20 protein-coding genes and 1 other RNA gene are annotated in these 19503 nt (G+C 61.5%); 13 read left to right on the plus strand and 8 right to left on the minus strand.

Annotated features, from left to right (window positions below; genetic code table 11):
* The first annotated feature begins 31 nt into the window (after positions 1-31).
* A complete protein-coding gene (mdeB, locus tag CCOS864_RS05580) occupies positions 32-2728 on the plus strand; it encodes an alpha-ketoglutarate dehydrogenase (protein ID WP_167458862.1) in 2697 nt (898 codons plus the stop codon).
* Between the two features lie 154 nt (positions 2729-2882).
* Here mdeB and CCOS864_RS05585 read toward each other — a convergent pair whose 3' ends face one another.
* Complete coding sequence (locus tag CCOS864_RS05585; RefSeq protein WP_115085412.1) at positions 2883-3317, minus strand: Z-ring associated ZapG family protein; 435 nt, start codon at positions 3315-3317, stop codon at positions 2883-2885.
* A 138-nt stretch (positions 3318-3455) separates the two neighbouring features.
* On the opposite strand from CCOS864_RS05585, the gene CCOS864_RS05590 reads away from it, so the two are divergent.
* The 3 genes from CCOS864_RS05590 (at position 3456) to zapE (ending at position 6639) form a co-directional block, all read left to right on the plus strand.
* Positions 3456-4088: an alpha/beta hydrolase gene (locus CCOS864_RS05590; RefSeq protein WP_115085413.1), complete on the plus strand. Its 633-nt coding sequence runs from the start codon at positions 3456-3458 to the stop codon at positions 4086-4088.
* A 24-nt stretch (positions 4089-4112) separates the two neighbouring features.
* On the plus strand, positions 4113-5462 hold the full coding sequence (locus CCOS864_RS05595) for a tryptophan--tRNA ligase (RefSeq protein ID WP_115085414.1): 1350 nt from the start codon (positions 4113-4115) through the stop codon (positions 5460-5462).
* An 82-nt stretch (positions 5463-5544) separates the two neighbouring features.
* Positions 5545-6639 (plus strand): cell division protein ZapE, encoded by a 1095-nt coding sequence (gene zapE, locus CCOS864_RS05600; RefSeq protein WP_115085415.1) that lies wholly within the window; start codon positions 5545-5547, stop codon positions 6637-6639.
* Positions 6640-6758: 119 nt separating this feature from the next.
* Here zapE and CCOS864_RS05605 read toward each other — a convergent pair whose 3' ends face one another.
* Complete coding sequence (locus tag CCOS864_RS05605; protein ID WP_166675646.1) at positions 6759-7655, minus strand: GlxA family transcriptional regulator; 897 nt, start codon at positions 7653-7655, stop codon at positions 6759-6761.
* A gap of 214 nt (positions 7656-7869) precedes the next feature.
* Entirely contained in the window at positions 7870-8910 is a 1041-nt protein-coding gene (locus CCOS864_RS05610) for an NADP(H)-dependent aldo-keto reductase (protein ID WP_115085416.1), read from the minus strand.
* A 252-nt stretch (positions 8911-9162) separates the two neighbouring features.
* Between CCOS864_RS05610 and rplM the strand changes: the two genes are divergently transcribed.
* From rplM to CCOS864_RS05645, 7 genes are all read left to right on the plus strand, one after another.
* Positions 9163-9591, plus strand: coding sequence for a 50S ribosomal protein L13 (gene rplM / locus CCOS864_RS05615; RefSeq protein ID WP_115085417.1), 429 nt, complete (start codon positions 9163-9165; stop codon positions 9589-9591).
* A 14-nt stretch (positions 9592-9605) separates the two neighbouring features.
* A complete protein-coding gene (rpsI, locus tag CCOS864_RS05620) occupies positions 9606-9998 on the plus strand; it encodes a 30S ribosomal protein S9 (RefSeq protein ID WP_115085418.1) in 393 nt (130 codons plus the stop codon).
* Positions 9999-10261: 263 nt separating this feature from the next.
* On the plus strand, positions 10262-10855 hold the full coding sequence (petA, locus tag CCOS864_RS05625; RefSeq protein WP_010220763.1) for a ubiquinol-cytochrome c reductase iron-sulfur subunit: 594 nt from the start codon (positions 10262-10264) through the stop codon (positions 10853-10855).
* Positions 10855-12066: a cytochrome b gene (locus CCOS864_RS05630; protein ID WP_115085419.1), complete on the plus strand. Its 1212-nt coding sequence runs from the start codon at positions 10855-10857 to the stop codon at positions 12064-12066. Before petA ends, CCOS864_RS05630 begins: the two co-directional genes overlap by 1 nt.
* Complete coding sequence (locus CCOS864_RS05635) at positions 12066-12845, plus strand: cytochrome c1 (protein WP_115085420.1); 780 nt, start codon at positions 12066-12068, stop codon at positions 12843-12845. Before CCOS864_RS05630 ends, CCOS864_RS05635 begins: the two co-directional genes overlap by 1 nt.
* A 118-nt stretch (positions 12846-12963) precedes the next feature.
* A complete protein-coding gene (locus CCOS864_RS05640; protein ID WP_010220766.1) occupies positions 12964-13581 on the plus strand; it encodes a glutathione S-transferase N-terminal domain-containing protein in 618 nt (205 codons plus the stop codon).
* Positions 13582-13598: 17 nt separating this feature from the next.
* On the plus strand, positions 13599-14033 hold the full coding sequence (locus CCOS864_RS05645; RefSeq protein ID WP_115085421.1) for a ClpXP protease specificity-enhancing factor: 435 nt from the start codon (positions 13599-13601) through the stop codon (positions 14031-14033).
* 51 nt (positions 14034-14084) lie between these two features.
* On the opposite strand, the gene CCOS864_RS05650 is transcribed toward CCOS864_RS05645, so the two are convergent.
* The 5 genes from CCOS864_RS05650 to CCOS864_RS05670 all read right to left on the minus strand — a co-directional run bounded on the left by CCOS864_RS05650 (position 14085) and on the right by CCOS864_RS05670 (position 17879).
* Positions 14085-14303, minus strand: coding sequence for a YgdI/YgdR family lipoprotein (locus CCOS864_RS05650; RefSeq protein ID WP_038998857.1), 219 nt, complete (start codon positions 14301-14303; stop codon positions 14085-14087).
* Positions 14304-14383: 80 nt separating this feature from the next.
* Positions 14384-14962: a BON domain-containing protein gene (locus tag CCOS864_RS05655; RefSeq protein ID WP_115085422.1), complete on the minus strand. Its 579-nt coding sequence runs from the start codon at positions 14960-14962 to the stop codon at positions 14384-14386.
* A complete protein-coding gene (locus CCOS864_RS05660) occupies positions 14959-15552 on the minus strand; it encodes a phosphoheptose isomerase (protein WP_115085423.1) in 594 nt (197 codons plus the stop codon). The genes CCOS864_RS05655 and CCOS864_RS05660 overlap by 4 nt, the downstream gene beginning before the upstream one ends.
* Before the next feature lie 135 nt (positions 15553-15687).
* Complete coding sequence (locus CCOS864_RS05665) at positions 15688-16059, minus strand: YraN family protein (protein WP_045197304.1); 372 nt, start codon at positions 16057-16059, stop codon at positions 15688-15690.
* Positions 16059-17879, minus strand: coding sequence for a penicillin-binding protein activator (locus CCOS864_RS05670; RefSeq protein WP_115085424.1), 1821 nt, complete (start codon positions 17877-17879; stop codon positions 16059-16061). Before CCOS864_RS05670 ends, CCOS864_RS05665 begins: the two co-directional genes overlap by 1 nt.
* A 186-nt stretch (positions 17880-18065) precedes the next feature.
* Here CCOS864_RS05670 and rsmI point away from each other — a divergent pair, with 186 nt between their 5' ends.
* Together rsmI and rnpB are read left to right on the plus strand one after the other, a co-directional pair.
* Positions 18066-18941 carry a 16S rRNA (cytidine(1402)-2'-O)-methyltransferase gene (rsmI, locus tag CCOS864_RS05675; RefSeq protein ID WP_115085425.1) on the plus strand — a complete coding sequence of 292 codons (876 nt, stop codon included), beginning with the start codon at positions 18066-18068 and terminating at the stop codon, positions 18939-18941.
* 67 nt (positions 18942-19008) lie between these two features.
* Positions 19009-19368, plus strand: an RNA gene (rnpB, locus tag CCOS864_RS05680) — RNase P RNA component class A.
* Positions 19369-19503 lie beyond the last annotated feature (135 nt).

A 19503-nucleotide genomic window follows, 5' to 3' on the forward strand; every position in this document is an offset into this window, starting at 1 on the left:
CACGGACGAGGTCAATGCAATGGTGGCAATGATGAACCTTGTGCCTGGCGAAGGTGTGCCGCGGCGCCTGGGTGATCCACAGCTGGACAGCGACCCGGGTGAAACCGCCGAGTGGCTGGAGGCGCTGGATTCGACCCTGCTGCACTGCGGCCCGGAGCGTGCGCGGTTTTTGCTCGAACAGCTGGAAGCCCACGCTCGTGAGCTGGGCCTGGAACGCGGTGCCCAGGCCTTTTCGGCCTATCGCAACACCTTGTCGGTGGAGCAGCAGGGCGTCTACCCGGGCGACCTCGAACTCGATGAACGCATCACCAGCATCCTGCGCTGGAATGCCCTGGCCATGGTAATGCGGGCCAACCACGCCTATGGCGACCTGGGTGGGCATATCGCCAGTTACGCGTCGGCAGCGGAGATCTTCGAAGTCGGCTTCCAGCATTTCTTTCGCGGCGAAGCGGGCGCTGAACAGCGTACGGCTGACCTGGTGTTTTTCCAGCCGCATTCGGCACCGGGCATTTATGCCCGGGCCTTTCTCGAAGGCCGCCTGAGCGAAGAGCAACTGGCCAGCTACCGCCAGGAAGTGGCAGGCAACGGCCTGTGTTCTTATCCACACCCATGGCTGATGCCCGACTTCTGGCAGTTCCCTACCGGCTCCATGGGCATCGGGCCGATCAACGCCATCTACCAGGCGCGGTTCATGCGTTATCTGCATAACCGCCAGTTGCTCGACACCAGCGCCCGGCATGTTTGGGGCGTGTTCGGCGATGGCGAGATGGACGAGCCGGAGTCCATTGCCGGCCTGACCCTGGCCGCCCGCGAGCAACTGGATAACCTGACGTTCGTGGTCAACTGCAACTTGCAGCGCCTGGACGGCCCGGTGCGAGGCAACGGCCAGATCATCCAGGAACTGGAAGCGCTGTTCAGTGGCGCTGGCTGGAACGTGATCAAGGTGCTCTGGGGTTCGGAGTGGGATGCACTGTTCGCCCGTGACACCGAGCACGTACTGTTGCGTCAGTTGGCGGCAACACCCGACGGGCAGTTCCAGAACCTCGGGGCCAAGGATGGCGCCTACAACCTCGAGCACTTTTTCAATCAGCAGCCGGCCTTGCAGAAACTGGTCGAGCACATGAGTTCGGCCGAGATCAACGCGCTCAAGCGCGGTGGCCACGACTTTCGCAAGCTGTATGCCGCCTTCACCGCCGCCAAGGCCTGCAAGGGCCGGCCGACGGTCATTCTGGCCAAGACCAAGAAAGGCTACGGCATGAGTGCCGCCGGTGAGTCGCGGATGACCGCGCACCAGGCCAAGAAACTCGACGTGCAGGCCTTGCTGGCGTTCCGTGATCGTTTTCATTTGCCGCTGTCGGATGCGCAGGTCGAGCAGTTGCAGTTCTATCGGCCGGCCGAAGGCAGCGCGGAAATGCGTTACCTGCGCGAGCGTCGCTCCGCCCTGGGTGGCCCGCTGCCTGCCCGGCGCAGTGACGTGCGCCCGGTGCCGGTGCCCGCCCTGGAGACCATGGGCGGCTTCGCCCTGCAGGCCGAGGGCAAGGAAATGTCCACCACCATGGCCGCCGTGCGCATGCTCAGCGCCTGGCTCAAGGCGCCGCAGTTGGGGCCGCGGGTGGTGCCGATAGTGGCCGACGAGGCGCGCACCTTCGGCATGGCCAGTCTGTTCCGCCAGATCGGCATCTACTCGCCTCAAGGGCAGTGCTACGAGCCGGAAGACGCAGGTTCGCTGCTGTCCTACAAGGAAGCGCGTGATGGCCAACTGCTGGAGGAAGGTATCACCGAGGCCGGGGCGATTTCTTCCTGGGTGGCAGCGGCAACGTCTTACGCCGTGCATGGCGAGCCGATGCTGCCGGTGTACATCTATTACTCGATGTTCGGCTTCCAGCGCGTCGGTGACCTGATCTGGGCCGCCGCCGACCAGCGTGCCCGTGGCCTGCTGCTGGGGGCAACGGCCGGGCGTACCACGCTGGGGGGTGAGGGGTTGCAGCACCAGGACGGCTCTAGCCTGGTAATGGCCTCGATGGTGCCCAACTGCCGCGCCTGGGAACCCTGCTTTGCCGGTGAGCTGGCGGTGATCCTCGAGTACGCGGCGCGGCGCATGCTCACCGAACAGCGCGACGAGTTTCACTACGTTGCGGTGATGAACGAAAACTATCCACAGCCGTCCCTGCCGGCGCAGGTGCATGAAGAGGTCTTGCGCGGCATGTACCGTTATGTCGAACAGCAGGTGGCGGATGCCCGGGGGCAGGTGCGCCTGTTGGGCTCCGGGGCGATCCTGCGGGAGGTCATTGCCGCCAGTGAGTTGCTGGCCAGCGAATGGCAAATTGCCAGTGAAGTGTTCAGTGTCACCAGCTTCAGCGAGCTGGCGCGGGAGGCACGGGATGTTGATCGCGCCAGCCGGCTGGGGCAGGGCAGTGGTGATGTCAGTCATGTGCAGCGCTGCCTGGACGGTGATGCGCCGGTGATTGCCGCAACCGACTATGTGCGTGCCTGGCCGCAATTGATTGCTGAATATGTACAGGCGCCTTATGTGACGCTTGGGACTGACGGTTTTGGCCGTAGTGACACCCGCCAGCAGTTGCGGCGCTTCTTCGAGGTCGATCGCTTCAGTATCGTGCTGGCCAGCTTGCACAGCCTGGTGCGCCAGGGTGGGGTGGAGCGGCGGGTGCTGGATGCGGCGCGGGAGAGGTACGGCTATCGGGAGGGGGAGGCGCCTTGGTATTGCTGAGGCTGGCAGGGGCTACTGCGTAGCCCATCGCCGGCAAGGCCGGCTCCCACAAGTGACCCTGTGGGAGCTGGCCTTGCCAGCGATCGAGCGCATAGCGCTCGCAACGCAGGCGACGCTTATAAAAAAGGCCCCTCACAGGGGCCTTTTATTTTGCTCAGCGCTTGAGCCCGTAATGCTCATCGAGCATGCCCGGCGAGTTGGGCGCTTTCGGTGCGTAGTCGCGCGGCACCTCGGTGTCCTTCGGCGGGGTCAGGCGATCACGCGCAGGCTGCACGGCTTCGGAGTGCAGGGCGGCCAGCAGGCGCTGACGGGTGAGTTCGTCCAGGGCCAGGCGGTTGGCGCCTTCGGCCAGGTGATCCTGGACGTCCTGGTAACTTTGGGTCAGTTTCTTGACCAGCGCAGCCGTACTGTTGAAGTGAGTAACCACCTCATTCTGGTAGCTGTCGAAACGTTCCTGGATATCATCCAGCTGACGCTGGGTGCTGCTCGGTGCAGCATTAGGCAACAGGCGGGCGACCAGGAAACCAACGACGACACCCACGACGAGGGCCAGGGTCGGCAACAACCAAACTAAGAGCGAGAGTTCCACGAGTCCTTCCTCTATAAACGGCTTTGCTTTACGTTAACGGCTCGGACCTGCGCTGTATACCGCGAACCATCGCAAATATCTCAGACAGAATCATTCAGCTAGACGAGTCGACCCTTTCCGAGGTCACGGAGTTTATCCTTGCTTATCCGCGAAACCCCCGTATTCATCGATGGCCCGGTCGGCCAACTGGAAGCCTTGTACCTCGATGTCGCCGACGCCCGCGGCGTTGTGCTGCTGTGCCACCCCAACCCGGTGCAAGGTGGCACCATGATGAACAAGGTGGTGTCGATGCTGCAGCGCACCGCCCGCGATGCCGGCTACATTACCCTGCGTTTCAACTACCGCGGCGTTGGCCAGAGTGCCGGCAGCCATGACATGGGCAGCGGCGAGGTGGACGACGCCGAGGCGGCGGTGAGCTGGCTGCGGGAACAGCACCCTGAGCTGCCACTGACCCTGATGGGCTTCTCTTTCGGCGGCTTCGTCGCAGCCAGCCTCGGTGGTCGCCTGGAAGCCCAGGGCGTTGCCCTCAAGCACCTGTTCATGGTCGCCCCGGCGGTGATGCGCCTGGGCGATAACCCCTTGGCGCAGCAGGGCGAACTCAGCGTGATCCAGCCGGAAACCGACGAAGTGATCGATCCGCAGATCGTCTACGATTGGTCCGACGCACTGCCACGCCCCCATGAGCTGCTGAAAGTGGCAGAATGCGGACACTTTTTCCATGGCAAGCTCACCGACCTCAAGGAACTGGTGCTGCCGCGCCTTTCGAACTGATACAAGCCTGATAAGCGATTACCCATGACTACGCGCATCCTTACCGGTATCACCACCACGGGCACGCCTCACCTGGGCAACTATGCCGGTGCCATCCGCCCGGCGATCCTCGCCAGCCGTGAACCGGGTGTCGACTCGTTCTATTTTCTGGCCGACTACCACGCCCTGATCAAGTGCGATGACCCGCAGCGCATCCAGCGCTCGCGCCTGGAAATCGCCGCGACCTGGCTGGCCGGTGGCCTGGACCCGGAGCGAGTGACCTTCTATCGCCAGTCCGACATCCCGGAAATCCCCGAGCTGACCTGGCTGCTGACCTGCGTCGCGGCCAAGGGCCTGCTCAACCGCGCGCACGCCTACAAGGCTTCGGTAGACAAGAACGTCGAAAGCGGTGAAGACCCGGATGCCGGTATCAGCATGGGCCTGTACAGCTACCCGGTGCTGATGGCCGCCGACATCCTGATGTTCAACGCCAACAAGGTGCCGGTCGGTCGCGACCAGATCCAGCACGTGGAGATGGCCCGTGATATCGGCCAGCGCTTCAACCACCTGTTCGGCCAGGGCAAGGAGTTCTTCGCCATGCCCGAGGCGCTGATCGAAGAAAGCGTCGCCACCCTGCCGGGCCTGGACGGACGCAAGATGTCCAAGAGCTATGACAACACCATCCCGTTGTTCACCAGTGCCAAGGACATGAAGGATGCCATCTCGCGCATCGTCACCGACTCCCGCGCCCCGGGCGAAGCCAAGGACCCGGACAACTCGCACCTGTTCACCCTGTTCCAGGCCTTCGCCACGGCTGCGCAAGCCGACGAGTTCCGCAGCGAACTGCTCCAGGGCCTGGGCTGGGGCGAAGCCAAGCAGCGTCTGTTCCAGCTGCTCGACGGTCAGCTGAGCGAGCCGCGCGAACGTTATCACCAACTGATCAGTCGCCCGGCCGACCTTGAGGACATCCTCCTGGCCGGTGCGCAGAAAGCCCGCAAGGTGGCCACGCCGTTCCTTGAGCAACTGCGCGAAGCGGTGGGCCTGCGCTCATTCCGCAACATCGAGCAGGCCACTGCCCAGGTCAAGAAGAAGGCCGCCAAGACCGCGCGCTTTGTCAGCTTCCGCGAAGACGACGGCAGTTTCCGCTTCCGTCTGCTGGCTGCCGATGGCGAGCAACTGCTGCTGTCGCGCAACTTCGCCGATGGCAAGACTGCGGGTGCGGTGAGCAAGCAACTGCAACAGGGCGGCGAGCTCGACGTGCGCCACGAAGGCCTGGGCTTCAGCCTGTGGCTGGAAGGCGAGTGCGTCGGCGACGGCCCGCAGTTCGCCGATGCCGCTGCCCGCGACAGCGCGATCGAAACCCTGCGCGCGGCCCTGGTGCCCCAGCAGGACTGAACGGCTTATCGCAAGTCTGATTGCCATTATCCCGGGCCGTCGCTACAGTGACGGCCCGTTTTTGTTACCTTGCTAACGAATTATGACGCCCCTAGAACGATATCAAGCAGATCTGAAACGTCCCGAATTCTTCCATGACGCGGCGCAGGAAACTGCAGTGCGTCATCTGCAGCGCCTGTACGACGATCTGATCGCGGCGCAGAACAACAAGCCGGGCGTGTTCGGCAAATTGTTCGGCAAGAAGGACCAGGCACCGGTCAAGGGCTTGTACTTCTGGGGTGGGGTAGGCCGCGGCAAGACCTACCTGGTCGATACCTTCTTCGAGGCGCTGCCGTTCAAGCAGAAGGTGCGTACGCACTTCCACCGCTTCATGAAGCGCGTCCACGAGGAAATGAAAACCCTCAAGGGCGAGAAGAACCCGCTGACCATCATCGCCAAGCGTTTTTCCGATGAGGCCCGGGTGATCTGTTTCGACGAATTCTTCGTCTCCGACATTACCGACGCGATGATCCTCGGCACCCTGATGGAGGAGCTGTTCAAGAACGGCGTGACCCTGGTGGCCACCTCCAACATCGTCCCGGACGGCTTGTACAAGGACGGCCTGCAGCGTGCGCGCTTCCTGCCGGCGATTGCCCTGATCAAGCAGAACACCGAGATCGTCAACGTCGACAGCGGCGTCGACTACCGTTTGCGCCACCTGGAGCAGGCCGAGCTGTTCCACTTCCCGCTCGACGAAGCTGCCCACGAAAGCCTGCGCAAGAGCTTCCGCGCCCTGACCCCGGAATGCACCCAGGCGGTCGAAAACGATGTGCTGGTGATCGAGAACCGCGAGATTCGTGCCCTGCGCACCTGTGACGACGTGGCCTGGTTCGAATTCCGCGAACTGTGCGACGGCCCGCGCAGCCAGAACGACTACATCGAACTGGGCAAGATCTTCCATGCCGTGCTGCTGAGCGACGTCGAGCAGATGAGCGTGGCGACCGATGACATCGCCCGGCGCTTCATCAACATGGTCGACGAATTCTATGACCGCAACGTCAAGCTGATCATCTCGGCCGAGGTTGAGCTCAAGGACCTGTACACCGGTGGTCGCCTGACCTTCGAATTCCAGCGGACCCTGAGCCGCTTGCTGGAAATGCAGTCCCACGAATTCCTGTCGCGGGCGCATAAGCCTTAAAAGCAGCTGCAAGTTTCAAGCTTCAAGCTGCAAGCAGGATCAAGAGCCGACCGCGCGCTGCTCTTGATCCTGCTCTTGCTTGCCGCTTGAAGCTTGAGGCTTGAAGCTGAGGAGGCCTTTCAGGCCTCCTGCATAAACTGCTGCCGATACTGATTCGGCGACAACTCCGTGTGCTGCCTGAACAACCGGGCAAAGAAACTCGCATCGTCATAGCCAACTTCATAGCTGATGGTCTTGATGCTCTTGCGCGTGCCCGACAGCAAGCCCTTGGCCGTTTCGATCCGCAGCCGTTGCAGGTAGTGCAGCGGCTTGTCGCCGGTGGCGCTCTGGAAGCGACGCATGAAGTTGCGGATGCTCATGCCGTGGTTGCGGGCCACGTCCTCGAAGCGGAACTTGTCGGCGAAATGCTCTTCGAGCCAGTGCTGGATCTGCAGGATGATCAGGTCCTGGTGCAGTTTCTGCCCGCCAAAGCCCATGCGCCCCGGGGTGTAGTTGCGCTGCACTTCGTAGAGGATGTCGCGGGCCACCGCTTGCGCCACGTTGGCGCCGCAGAATCGCTCGATCAGGTAGATGTACAGGTCGCAGGCAGAAGTAGTGCCGCCGGCGCAGTAGAGGTTGTCGGCGTCGGTCAGGTGCTTGTCCTGGTTGAGGCTGACCTTGGGGAAGCGTTCTTCGAACTGGTTGAAGAAACGCCAGTAGGTGGTCGCCTCCTTGCCATCGAGCAGCCCGGCCTCGGCCAGCCAGAACACGCCGCTGGCTTCGCCACAGAGCACGGCGCCGCGGGCGTGCTGCTCACGTAGCCAGGGCAGTACTTGCGGGTAGCGCTGGCAGAGGGCATCGAAGTCGTCCCAGAAGGCCGGCAGGATGATGATGTCGGCCTGTTCCAGGCCGCTGTCGACCGGCAGCATCACATCGCTGAAACTACGCACAGGCTGGCCGTCAGGGCTCACCAGGCGGGTTTCGAACATCGGTTGCAGGCCCAGGCCCAACTGCTTGCCGTAGCGCAGGCTGGCCAGGTGGAAGAAATCCTTGGCCTGCATCAGGGTCGATGCGAAGACATTGTCGATGGCCAGGATACTGACGCGCCGCAAGGACGCCGTGGGTTGGGTAAACATCATTTTCTTTATTCTTATAGGGTAGAGTGGTCAATCACCGGCTGGATCGTCTTATTTTTTGGCGATTGTGTCTACCCTCGGTTCCCACCTTGTTTGTGGGAACCGGGATCGCGTCTCAGGGCGCGGGGTTGGGCTGGTCCTGATGGATGGCCTCGATGCCCGCCAGCAGCTCGTCGCTGAGCTTCAGGTCGAAGCTGGCCAGGTTGCTGTCCAGTTGCTCGAGGGTCGTGGCGCCGATGATGTTGCTGGTCACGAACGGCTGGCGGGTGACGAACGCCAGGGCCATCTGGGCCGGGTCCAGGCCGTGGTCGTGGGCCAGCTTCACGTAGCGGCTGCAGGCGGCCACGGTTTGCGGGTTGGAGTAGCGCGAGAAGCGGCTGAACAGGGTCAGGCGCCCTGCGGCCGGGCGCGCGCCGTTCTCGTACTTGCCCGAGAGCATGCCGAAGGCCAGTGGCGAGTAGGCCAGCAGGCCGCACTGTTCGCGGATGGCGATCTCCGCCAGGCCCACCTCGAAGCTGCGGTTGAGCAGGTTGTAGGGGTTCTGGATTGAAACCGCACGGCTCCAGCCACGGCTTTCGGCCAACTGCAGGAATTTCATGGTGCCCCACGGGGTTTCGTTGGACAGGCCGATGTGGCGGATCTTGCCGGCCTTGACCTGTTCGTCGAGCACCTCGAGGGTTTCTTCCAGCGGGGTGAACAGGTCCTGCGGCGCGTGCTGGTAACCCAGCTTGCCGAAGAAGTTGGTGCTGCGCTCGGGCCAGTGCAACTGGTAGAGGTCGATCCAGTCGGTCTGCAGGCGCTTGAGGCTGTCGTCCAGGGCGGCGACGATGTGCTGGCGGTTGTGCTTGAGCAGGCCGTCGCGAATATGGTTGATGCCGTTGCCGGGCCCGGCCACCTTGCTGGCCAGGATCCACTGGGCACGGTCGCCGCGCTGGCTGAACCAGTTGCCGATCATGCGCTCGGTGGCGGCGTAGGTTTCCGGGCGGGGAGGGACGGGATACATCTCGGCAGTATCGATGAAATTGATCCCGGCGGCCTTGGCCCGTTCGATCTGGGCGAAGGCCTGGGCCTGGTCGTTCTGCTCGCCCCAGGTCATGCTGCCCAGGCACAGGGCGCTGACGTTGAGATCGGTTCGGCCCAGCTGGCGATAGTCCATTCGGCTGCTTCCTGTCTAAAAGAAGCATAAAAGCAGGTTGAATTTTTTTTCGCAATCTGGATAATTCAGCCCCTCTCCGTGCAGCGGAAGTGATGCCCCGCTCCATAGAAGAACCCTGCCGAATATTGGACGCGCTGACCCGAGCCCCCGATAGCGTCCGTGTGCGGCTGTGTCCTTGACTTGTCAAGGTGCGCACTATCCAGTAAGATCTGCCGTCTTATTTTCGCTGGGCGGCCCCTGAGGCTATAAAGAATGAAAACTTTTACTGCTAAACCGGAAACAGTAAAGCGTGACTGGTTCGTCGTTGACGCTGCTGGCAAGACCCTGGGTCGTCTGGCCACTGAGATCGCGAGCCGTCTGCGTGGCAAGCACAAGCCAGAGTACACTCCTCACGTTGACACCGGCGACTACATCGTCGTCATCAACGCCGAGCAGGTTCGCGTCACTGGTGCCAAGACTTCGGACAAAATGTACTACTCCCACTCCGGCTTCCCGGGCGGTATCAAGGAAATCAACTTCGAGAAGTTGATCGCCAAGGCCCCAGAGCGCGTGATCGAGACCGCGGTTAAAGGCATGCTGCCTAAGAACCCACTGGGTCGCGACATGTACCGTAAGCTGAAAGTCTATGCGGGCGCTGCTCACCCTCATACTGCTCAGCAGCCCCAAGAACTGAAGATTTAACGGAATAGTTCATTATGTCGGCGACTCAAAATTACGGCACTGGCCGTCGCAAGACCGCAACCGCTCGCGTTTTCCTGCGTCCAGGTACCGGTAACATCTCCATCAACAACCGTTCTCTGGACGTGTTCTTCGGTCGTGAAACCGCGCGCATGGTAGTACGCCAGCCGCTGGAACTGACCGAGACCACCGAAAAGTTCGACATCTACGTCACCGTTATCGGTGGTGGTGTCAGCGGCCAGGCCGGTGCGATCCGTCACGGTATCACCCGTGCACTGATGGACTACGACGAAACCCTGCGTGGCGCTCTGCGTCGTGCTGGCTTCGTCACCCGCGACGCTCGTGAAGTCGAGCGTAAGAAAGTGGGTCTGCGTAAAGCACGTAAGCGTCCTCAGTACTCCAAGCGTTAATTTCGCTTCGGTGTTCAAAAAAAGCCCGGTTCCTGGTGGAACCGGGCTTTTTTTATGTCTTGAATAACTATGCTGTTGTTTGCTGTGACAACTTGCCGCATAGACGCAAGTCAAGAGTTACAAGGGATAGCGGGGTGGCACAAGGCTAATCACCTTGTCAGAGAAGGGTCTTTTCATTACCATGCGGCAAATTTTTAGCAGTTCAGAAATTACTTAGTAGATGCCTGTTGCAACAGGCCATAAAGCTGATGGGAGAGGACTGAATGAGCAATGACGGCGTCAATGCAGGCCGGCGTCGCTTCCTCGTAGCAGCCACGTCCGTGGTGGGTGCTGCAGGAGCGGTGGGGGCTGCGGTCCCGTTCGTAGGGTCATGGTTCCCCAGTGCCAAGGCGAAAGCCGCAGGTGCACCGGTGAAGGTCAATATCGCCAAGGTAGAGCCTGGTCAGCAGATGATTGCTGAGTGGCGCGGCCAACCGGTGTTCATCGTCCGCCGTACCGAAGAGATCCTCGGTAACCTCAAGAAGATCACCGGCGACCTCTCCGACCCTGAGTCCAAGGCATCGGTTCAACCGACTTATGTCGATCCGTCGAACCGCTCGATCAAGCCGGAGATCCTGGTGCTGGTCGGTTTGTGCACCCACCTGGGCTGCTCGCCAACCTTCCGTCCGGAAGTGGCACCTGTCGACCTGGGTCCGAAGTGGGTCGGCGGCTACTTCTGCCCGTGCCACGGTTCCCACTACGACCTGGCTGGCCGCGTCTACAAATCTCAGCCGGCGCCGCTCAATCTGCCAGTGCCGCCGCACTCTTATGAGTCGGACGACATTATCGTCGTCGGCGTCGATCAGGAGAACGCGTGATGAGTAAGTTAATGGACTGGGTTGACGCCCGCTTCCCCGCGACCAAGATGTGGGAAGACCATCTCAGCAAGTATTACGCGCCGAAGAACTTCAACTTCTTCTACTTCTTCGGCTCCCTGGCACTGCTGGTGCTGGTCAACCAGATCGTCACCGGTGTGTGGCTGACCATGAGCTTCACGCCGTCGGCCGAAGAGGCATTCGCCTCGGTCGAATACATCATGCGTGACGTCGAATACGGCTGGATCCTGCGCTACCTGCACTCCACCGGCGCTTCGGCGTTCTTCATCGTGGTCTACCTGCACATGTTCCGCGGCCTGCTGTACGGCTCGTACCAGAAGCCTCGCGAGCTGGTGTGGGTGTTCGGCATGCTGATCTACCTGGCACTGATGGCCGAGGCCTTCATGGGCTACCTGCTGCCGTGGGGCCAGATGTCCTACTGGGGTGCCCAGGTGATCATCTCGCTGTTCGGTGCCATTCCGGTGATCGGCGACGACCTGACCCAGTGGATCCGTGGTGACTACCTGATCTCCGGCATCACCCTGAACCGCTTCTTCGCCTTGCATGTGGTGGCCCTGCCGATCGTCATTCTCGGCTTGGTGGTGCTGCACATCCTGGCGCTGCACGAAGTGGGTTCGAACAACCCTGATGGCGTCGACATCAAGAAGCTCAAGGATGAAAACGGCGTTCCGCTGGACGGTATCGCGTTCCACCCTTACTACACCGTGAAGGATATCGTCGGCGTCGTCGTGTTCCTCTTCGTGTTCTGCGCCATCGTGTTCTTCTTCCCGGAAATGGGCGGTTACTTCCTGGAGAAACCGAACTTCGAACAGGCCAACGCCTTCAAGACCCCTGAGCACATTGCCCCGGTCTGGTACTTCACGCCGTTCTACGCGATCTTGCGGGCGGTTCCGGACAAGCTGCTCGGCGTAATTGCCATGGGCGCTGCGATTGCCGTGCTGTTCGTCCTGCCGTGGCTGGATCGCAGCCCGGTCAAGTCCATGCGCTACAAGGGCTGGATGAGCAAGACCTGGCTGCTGGTGTTCTGCATCTCGTTCGTGATCCTCGGTGTGCTCGGCGTTCTGGCGCCTACCCCGGGCCGTACGCTGCTGTCGCAGGTGTGCACCTTCCTGTATTTCGCCTACTTCCTTCTGATGCCGTTCTACACCCGGCTCGAGAAGACCAAACCGGTTCCGGAAAGGGTGACTGGCTGATGAAAAAGCTATTTGCAGTATTGATTCTGGCAGTGATGCCCGCGTTGACCTTCGCCGCCGAACACGGCCTGGAGCTGGACAAGGTCGATATCGACCTGACCGACAAGGCCGCTATGCAGGACGGCGCACGCACCTTTGCCAACTATTGCATGGGTTGCCACAGCGCCAAGTTCCAGCGTTACGAGCGAGTGGCTGACGACCTGGGTATTCCTCACGAGCTGATGCTCGAGAAGCTGGTGTTCACTGGGGCCAAGATTGGCGACCACATGAAGATCGGCATGAAGCCTGAAGATGCCAAGACCTGGTTCGGTGCCGCTCCGCCTGACCTGACCCTGGTTGCCCGCGTGCGTGGCACCGACTGGCTGTACAGCTACCTGCGCAGTTTCTATGAGGACAAGTCGCGTCCGTACGGGGTGAACAACAAGGTTTTCCCGAACGTCGGCATGCCCAACGTGCTGGTTGGCCTGCAAGGCAACCAGGTGATTGGCTGCAAGCAAGTGCAGACCGTGGTCGATGGCAAGAAGCAATATGACCCGCTGACCGGCTCGCCGTTGACTCATGAAGCATGTGACCAGCTGACCGTGGAGCCGAAATCCGGTACCCTGACGCCAGAGCAGTTCGACGAGAAGGTCAAGAACCTGGTGACCTTCCTGGCTTACTCGGCTAACCCGGTCAAACTGGAAAGCCAGCGCATCGGTACCTATGTGCTGCTGTATCTGGCCTTCTTCTTCGTATTCGCTTATCTGCTCAAGCGCGAATACTGGAAGGACGTGCACTGATCACGCAGTAGTTTCTGGTAGTTGAACGCGCCCTGGGGCGCCTCTGGATTCACAGGGGCACCCGCAGGGCGCGTTTGCATTTGCAGCATTTATAAATTCATACGCGAGGAGGACCACTATGGGCGTGACCAACCGGTTAGCCTGCTACTCCGACCCCGCTGACCATTATTCTCATCGGGTGCGCATCGTTCTCGCCGAGAAGGGTGTCAGTGTCGAGATCATCAACGTCGATCCTGGTCGCCTGCCGCCCAAGCTGGTTGAAGTGAACCCCTATGGCAGCGTGCCAACCCTGGTCGATCGCGACCTGGCGTTGTACGAGTCGACCGTGGTGATGGAATACCTCGATGAGCGTTACCCGCACCCGCCACTGTTGCCGGTGTATCCGGTGGCGCGGGCCAACAGCCGCCTGCTGATTCACCGCATCCAGCGCGACTGGTGTGCACTGGTCGACCTCATACTCGACCCGCGCAGCAAGGAGCCTGCACGCGTGCAGGCGCGCAAGGAATTGCGCGAGAGCCTGACCGGGGTGTCGCCGTTGTTTGCCGACAAGCCTTGTTTCCTCAGTGAGGAGCAAAGTCTGGTCGATTGTTGTCTACTGCCCATACTCTGGCGTTTGCCGGTGTTGGGTATCGAACTGCCGCGGCCGGCCAAGCCGTTGCTCGATTACATGGAGCGACAGTTTGCCCGCGAAGCCTTCCAGGCAAGCCTGTCCGCTGCTGAACGTGAAATGCGCTAGGTTTTAAGGAGCTGTCGATGAACTCCAGTCGCCCCTATTTGGTACGTGCACTCTATGAGTGGATCGTGGACAACGACTGCACGCCGCATATGCTGGTCAATGCCGAATACCCGGCCGTCCAGGTACCCCAGAGCTTCGCCAGTGACGGCCAGATCGTCCTGAACATCTCACCCAGTGCCGTACGTCACCTGCACATGGATAACGAAGCAGTGAGCTTCGAGGGCCGCTTTGGCGGCGTTGCCCACACCCTGTTCGTGCCGGCGGGTGCGATTCTGGGTATTTATGCCCGGGAAAACGGCCAGGGCATGGTCTTCGAGCTCGAGCCGCCGCTGCTCGACGATGAAGACGAAGAAGATGACGATACCGTCGAGCCGGATGACGACGGTCCGCCTACCAGTGGCGGCCAGCCGCCACGGCCAAGCGGGCGTCCGAGCCTGAAGGTGGTCAAGTAACAAAAAAGGCGATCCGCAGGGATCGCCTTTTTTGTGTCTGTCCGGCCTGGATTACAGGTCGGTGATGGTGCGGACCTGGTCCTTGTTGACCTTGATCACCTTGCCATCGAGTTGCTTGAATTCGTAGAAGCCGGCGGCGCGATCGTAGCGAGGCGCGTCGACTGCCTGGAATTCGCGGCCGTCGTTGAGGGTGATCTGGCTTGGGGTGGAGCAGCCGGCCAGGGTGGCGAAGGCGCCAATCAGCAAGGTTGGCAGCAGGCCGTTTTTCATGGGGACTTCCTAGAGATGGTTGGATCGCGGGGCAAGCCCGCTCCCACAGGTGGGAGCGGGCTTGCCCCGCAATGGGTTTATCAGTCGATGTATTCGAACAGTTTGACGATCTTCTGCACGCCCGACACGCCCTGCACCAGGTTGGTGGCGCGGGTGGCTTCCTGTTGGGTCAGCAGGCCGAGCATGTAGACGATGCCGTTCTCGGTGATCACCTTGATGCGCGAGCCGGGAATGTTGCTGTCGGTGAGCATCTGGGTCTTGATCTTGGTGGTCAGCCAAGCGTCGTTGTTACGCGCCAGGATCGAGGAGGGCGGCAGCACCTGCAGTTCGTTGTGCACCTTCTTCACTCGCTGGACCTGGCCTGCGGCCTGTTCGGCCAGGCTCTTGAGGTCGGCGCGCGGAGTTTGTCCGGCGAGCAGGACGATACCGTTGAAGCTGCTGACGACAATGTGCGAGCTCTTGTCCAGGTCAGGGCTGGCCTTGGCAACGTTGACCGATACCTTGGTTTCGATCAGCGAGTCATCGATCTTGCTGCCGAAGGTGCGGGTGCCGCGGTCGTCCTCGATCGGCTTGTCGCGGGTGGCGGTGAGCACCGAGCTGCAACCGGTGAGGCTCAGGCACAGGGTCAGGGCCATCAGGCCGAGGCGGTTAGGGGTCATTCTTCACTCCCGAACAATTGGCTGTCGATCAGGTCGCAGAGGCAGTGGATCGCCAGCAGGTGGACTTCCTGGATACGTGCGGTGACGTTGGCCGGTACGCGAATCTCGACGTCTTCAGGCAGCAGCAGCGAGGCCATGCCGCCGCCATCGCGTCCGGTCAGAGCTACGACAATCATTTCGCGATCATGTGCGGCCTGGATCGCCTGAATAACGTTCGCCGAGTTACCGCTGGTCGAAATCGCCAGCAACACATCGCCGGGTTGGCCCAGGGCGCGGATCTGCTTGGAGAAGATTTCGTTGTAGCTGTAGTCGTTGGCGATCGAGGTGATGGTCGAGCTGTCGGTGGTCAGGGCGATGGCCGGCAGGCTCGGGCGTTCGCGCTCGAAGCGGTTGAGCAGTTCGGAAGAGAAGTGCTGGGCATCGCCGGCCGAGCCGCCGTTACCGCAGGCAAGCATCTTGCCCTCGTTGAGCAGCGCATTGACCATGACCTGACTGGCTTGCTCGATGTGTGGTGCAAGGACTTCCATCGCCTGTTGCTTGGTGTTGATGCTGGCCTGAAAAAGCTGGCGAATTCGGGATTGCATGTCCATCAGTGTGACCTTAAGTAGGGCGGCTGGCCGGGCGCGTCGGGAGTATACAAAAAAAGGTCCCGGCACATGACTGTGCAGCCCGTGAAGCAAAGAGCAAAAAAGTTGTAGGGGTAATGGGGCGCGGGTATGGCGGGTTCAACACTCGAAGGCATTTTTCAGCCAGTCCAGCGGTGGGCCCGAATGACCTCTGCCTTGCAAGGCGATGACATCGAAACGGCAGGGGTGATTGGCCCAGCGTGTTTCCTTTTGCAGAAAAGACTCGGCGGCTAGCACCAGTTTGTCCTGCTTGCGCCCGTCGATACTGGCGAGCGCACCGCCAAAGTCCGCGTGCAGCCGGTAGCGGACTTCGACGAATACTACTGTATCGCTGTCGAGCATGACCAGATCAAGCTCGCCGCGTTTGCATCGCCAGTTCTGCGCCAGCAGCCGCAGGCCTTGCCCTTGAAGGTATTCAAGGGCTTGCCGTTCGGCGGCCTGGCCGGCCTGTTGGCGCGAACTGTCGGGCATCAGCGTGGGGTGTCGGGCAGGCGTTTGACCTGGCCGCCGGAGAACTCGGCCCAGGGCAGTTGCCGCTCGATGCGCTGGTTCTCGTTCATGCTCAGGCTGCCGGACAAGCCGTCAATGCGGTTTTCAGGCAGCGCGCGCAGCTGGCCCAGACGCGGTGCCAGGCTGAAGGCGTCGATGCCCATGGCGTACAGGCGGCCCAGGCTGCCGGCAGCTTGTGGCCACTGGCGCTCGACCTGCTGACGCAGCGGATTGCCGCTGTCGAGCAGCCACGGGGTATCGCAGAAGCGCACGCCGGTGAGGTCGTTGTACTGGTTGACGTCGCCGCTGGCGCTGTACACGTGCGAGGTGGCGTACACCGGAACGTCGCCGGCGTACTGGAAGTTCAGGGTCGGCTTGATCTGCTGGCCTTGCTGCGGGGTGGCGGCAAGGAAGATGAAGTCGATGTCCTGGCGGCGCGAAGGCTGGGCCGATACCGCACCGCCTACAGTGTTTTGCAGGCTCTTGGCACGGCCTTCGCTCTGGCGCAGCTGGAACAGGTCAGCGATCTGCTGAGCCAGGGCCACTGGCTGATCGATGTGCTGGGCGGCCAGCAGGCTGCCGCCGTTGGCTTCCCAGTCCTGGCGGAAGGCCTTGAGCACGCGGTCGCCCCATTCACCTTTTGGCACCAGGGCTACGGCGCGAACCATGCCGTCGGCGCGGGCGCGACGGGACACTTCACGGGCTTCGTCTTCGGCGGCGAGACCGAACTGATACAGCTGCTCCGGGCCTTTCTGGCCTACGTCGCTGTAGTTCAGGGCCAGGGTGGTAATAGGCAGCTGCGGGTAGGCGGCGAGCTTTTTCACCAGCGGTTTTTCCAGCGGGCCAACCACCAGTTGCACGCCCGAGGCCTGGGCCTGGCGATAGAAGTCATCCAGCGAGGTCAGTCGCGAGCTGTCGAAGACTTCGATGGTTGGCGGCTTCTGCCCGGCTTGCTGGGCCTGGAAGTGCGCAGCCATGAAGCCGTCACGCAGGGCGCGGGCCACACCGGCCAGTTGGCCTTCCTGTGGCAGCAGCAGGGCGATCTTGGTCAGCGGCTGGCTGGTCAGCTCCATCAGTTTGATCAGCGAGGGCGGCAGCTGGGCGGCGGCCGGGTGATCGGCGTGCTGGGCGCGCCAGGCATCGATGGCGGCTTGTTGCTGCTCGACGGTGCCGGCGCCTTTTACTGCCAGGGCCAGGCTGGCCCAGCCGGCCATGGTGTCGGTGCCGGTGCTCAGGTCTTTGAGCTGGTCGCGCGGGACTGCCGCTACCAGGTTCCAGATCGCGTCGTTGTTGGTGTTGGCGGCATCACCCTTGAGCAACGGCGTCAGTTGCGCGCGCTCCTGGGCGGCAGCCAGGGGCTGGCCATTGGCTTCGAGCACCGCGGCATGCACGCTGCGGGTACGGATCTGTTGATCTTCCGGCAGCTCGTTGAGGCGCGCCAGGCTCGGGTGGCTCAGGGCGGTCAGGGCCAACTTCGGCTGGTTGCGGCTCATGGCCAGTTCTGCCGCCAGGGTGCTGGCGAAGATCTGCTGGGCCGGTTTGAGCTGCTCCAGTGGCACTTGCTCGAGGATGCGCGCGGCGCGGGCATTGTCCTTTTGCTTGTAGGCCAGGTCGGCGGCGCTCAGGCGCAGCAGTGCAGCTTGCTCCGGCGTCTTGCTGGTGGTGGCCTGTTCAAGCAGTTGCTCGATGCTGGCATCCGGTGTGCGCGGCAGTTCGCCGAGGCTCGACGAGGGCGAGCTGGCGCAGGCTGCCAGCAGGGCGGCGAGGCAAAGGGCTGTGAGCAGCCGCAGGCAAGCGATCATGTAAGGGTCCTGTTACTCGATCAAATTAACTGGCAATTGTACCCAAGCGCTGGCCGGGGCGCGATCTTGCTGGCGTTAATCCTTCAATATAGGTCGTGGAGCGCCGGTTTGCGGCAATCCTGATTGCCCAATGTTGCCGAGTCTCGGGCTACAATGGCGCTTTGATCATGATGACAGGTGTGTGCAGTGACTGATGTTCCAGGGGCTTCCCAATCCACTTCGGGCACGCTTTACGTGGTGGCCACGCCGATCGGCAACCTGGATGACATGAGTGCCCGGGCGCTCAAGGTGCTCGGCGATGTGGCGCTGATTGCCGCCGAGGACACCCGTCACTCCATTCGTCTGTTGCAACACTTTGGTATCAATACCCCCTTGGCCGCCTGCCATGAGCACAACGAGCGTGATGAGGGCAGCCGCTTTCTCACCCGTTTGCTGGCCGGGGACAACGTCGCACTGATTTCCGATGCCGGCACGCCGCTGATTTCCGACCCTGGCTATCACCTGGTGCGCCAGGCCCGTGCCGCGGGCATATCGGTGGTGCCGGTGCCTGGCGCCTGCGCGCTGATCGCGGCGCTGTCGGCCGCTGGCCTGCCGTCGGACCGGTTCATCTTCGAAGGCTTCCTGCCGGCCAAGGCGGTAGGACGTCGTGCGCGCCTGAGTCAGGTAAAGGAAGAACCGCGGACGCTGATCTTCTACGAAGCGCCGCACCGGATTCTCGAATGCCTGCAGGATATGGAAGAGGTGTTCGGGGGTGAGCGTCCGGCGCTGCTGGCCCGCGAGCTGACCAAGACCTTCGAGACCCTCAAGGGCTTGCCGCTGGCTGAACTGCGCGCCTTCGTCGAGGCCGACAGCAATCAGCAGCGTGGCGAGTGCGTGGTGCTGGTGGCGGGCTATACCGCGCCGGAGGATGAGCAGGCGGTAAGCACCGAGGCGATGCGCATCCTCGACCTGCTGCTGGCGGAGATGCCGCTCAAGCGCGCCGCGGCGCTGGCGGCGGAAATCACCGGTGTGCGCAAGAACCTGCTGTACCAGGTGGCGCTGGAAAAACAGAAAGACCACTGATGTTATAGTGCTATTATTGGTTTTATCGCTTGTTCTTGGCGCCCGCTACCGTTAACCTTTGCGGCGGAGAGTCGATTGGACAGTCGCTGCCTTCTATTGTTCCGCAATAGAGGGGGGAGGAAAGTCCGGGCTCCATAGGGCAGAGTGCCAGGTAATGCCTGGGGGGCGCGAGCCTACGGAAAGTGCCACAGAAAATAACCGCCTAAGCACTTCGGTGCCGGTAAGGGTGAAAAGGTGCGGTAAGAGCGCACCGCATGACTGGCAACAGTTCATGGCTAGGTAAACCCCACTCGGAGCAAGACCAAATAGGGTTCCATATGGCGCGGCCCGCGTTGGAACCGGGTAGGTTGCTAAAGGCGTCCAGTGATGGCCGTCGTAGAGGAATGACTGTCCTCGACAGAACCCGGCTTACAGATCGACTCTCCACCTCTTCCCTCCTGCTTGAATCGATAGCAGATGCGTCTTCGTAATACCGAAAAAATCTTACTCTTAATAAATTACTTTAACTTCTCACTCTATCCGTCTGAGTGGGTTTGAGTTTTTTCGTCAAAATCCCTTCCGA

It is taken from the genome of Pseudomonas wadenswilerensis (assembly GCF_900497695.1).
Taxonomy (GTDB): domain Bacteria; phylum Pseudomonadota; class Gammaproteobacteria; order Pseudomonadales; family Pseudomonadaceae; genus Aquipseudomonas; species Aquipseudomonas wadenswilerensis.

Excerpts from the sequence above, each read along its gene's own strand:
- mdeB (WP_167458862.1), top strand. The coding sequence starts at position 32 with ATGAACCTTGTGCCTGGCGAAGGTGTGCCGCGGCGCCTGGGTGATCCA.
- CCOS864_RS05595 (WP_115085414.1), top strand. The coding sequence starts at position 4,113 with ATGACTACGCGCATCCTTACCGGTATCACCACCACGGGCACGCCTCAC.
- zapE (WP_115085415.1), top strand. The coding sequence starts at position 5,545 with ATGACGCCCCTAGAACGATATCAAGCAGATCTGAAACGTCCCGAATTC.
- CCOS864_RS05610 (WP_115085416.1), bottom strand. The coding sequence starts at position 8,910 with ATGGACTATCGCCAGCTGGGCCGAACCGATCTCAACGTCAGCGCCCTG.
- rplM (WP_115085417.1), top strand. The coding sequence starts at position 9,163 with ATGAAAACTTTTACTGCTAAACCGGAAACAGTAAAGCGTGACTGGTTC.
- rpsI (WP_115085418.1), top strand. The coding sequence starts at position 9,606 with ATGTCGGCGACTCAAAATTACGGCACTGGCCGTCGCAAGACCGCAACC.
- petA (WP_010220763.1), top strand. The coding sequence starts at position 10,262 with ATGAGCAATGACGGCGTCAATGCAGGCCGGCGTCGCTTCCTCGTAGCA.
- CCOS864_RS05630 (WP_115085419.1), top strand. The coding sequence starts at position 10,855 with ATGAGTAAGTTAATGGACTGGGTTGACGCCCGCTTCCCCGCGACCAAG.
- CCOS864_RS05635 (WP_115085420.1), top strand. The coding sequence starts at position 12,066 with ATGAAAAAGCTATTTGCAGTATTGATTCTGGCAGTGATGCCCGCGTTG.
- CCOS864_RS05640 (WP_010220766.1), top strand. The coding sequence starts at position 12,964 with ATGGGCGTGACCAACCGGTTAGCCTGCTACTCCGACCCCGCTGACCAT.
- CCOS864_RS05645 (WP_115085421.1), top strand. The coding sequence starts at position 13,599 with ATGAACTCCAGTCGCCCCTATTTGGTACGTGCACTCTATGAGTGGATC.
- CCOS864_RS05650 (WP_038998857.1), bottom strand. The coding sequence starts at position 14,303 with ATGAAAAACGGCCTGCTGCCAACCTTGCTGATTGGCGCCTTCGCCACC.
- CCOS864_RS05655 (WP_115085422.1), bottom strand. The coding sequence starts at position 14,962 with ATGACCCCTAACCGCCTCGGCCTGATGGCCCTGACCCTGTGCCTGAGC.
- CCOS864_RS05660 (WP_115085423.1), bottom strand. The coding sequence starts at position 15,552 with ATGGACATGCAATCCCGAATTCGCCAGCTTTTTCAGGCCAGCATCAAC.
- CCOS864_RS05665 (WP_045197304.1), bottom strand. The coding sequence starts at position 16,059 with ATGCCCGACAGTTCGCGCCAACAGGCCGGCCAGGCCGCCGAACGGCAA.
- CCOS864_RS05670 (WP_115085424.1), bottom strand. The coding sequence starts at position 17,879 with ATGATCGCTTGCCTGCGGCTGCTCACAGCCCTTTGCCTCGCCGCCCTG.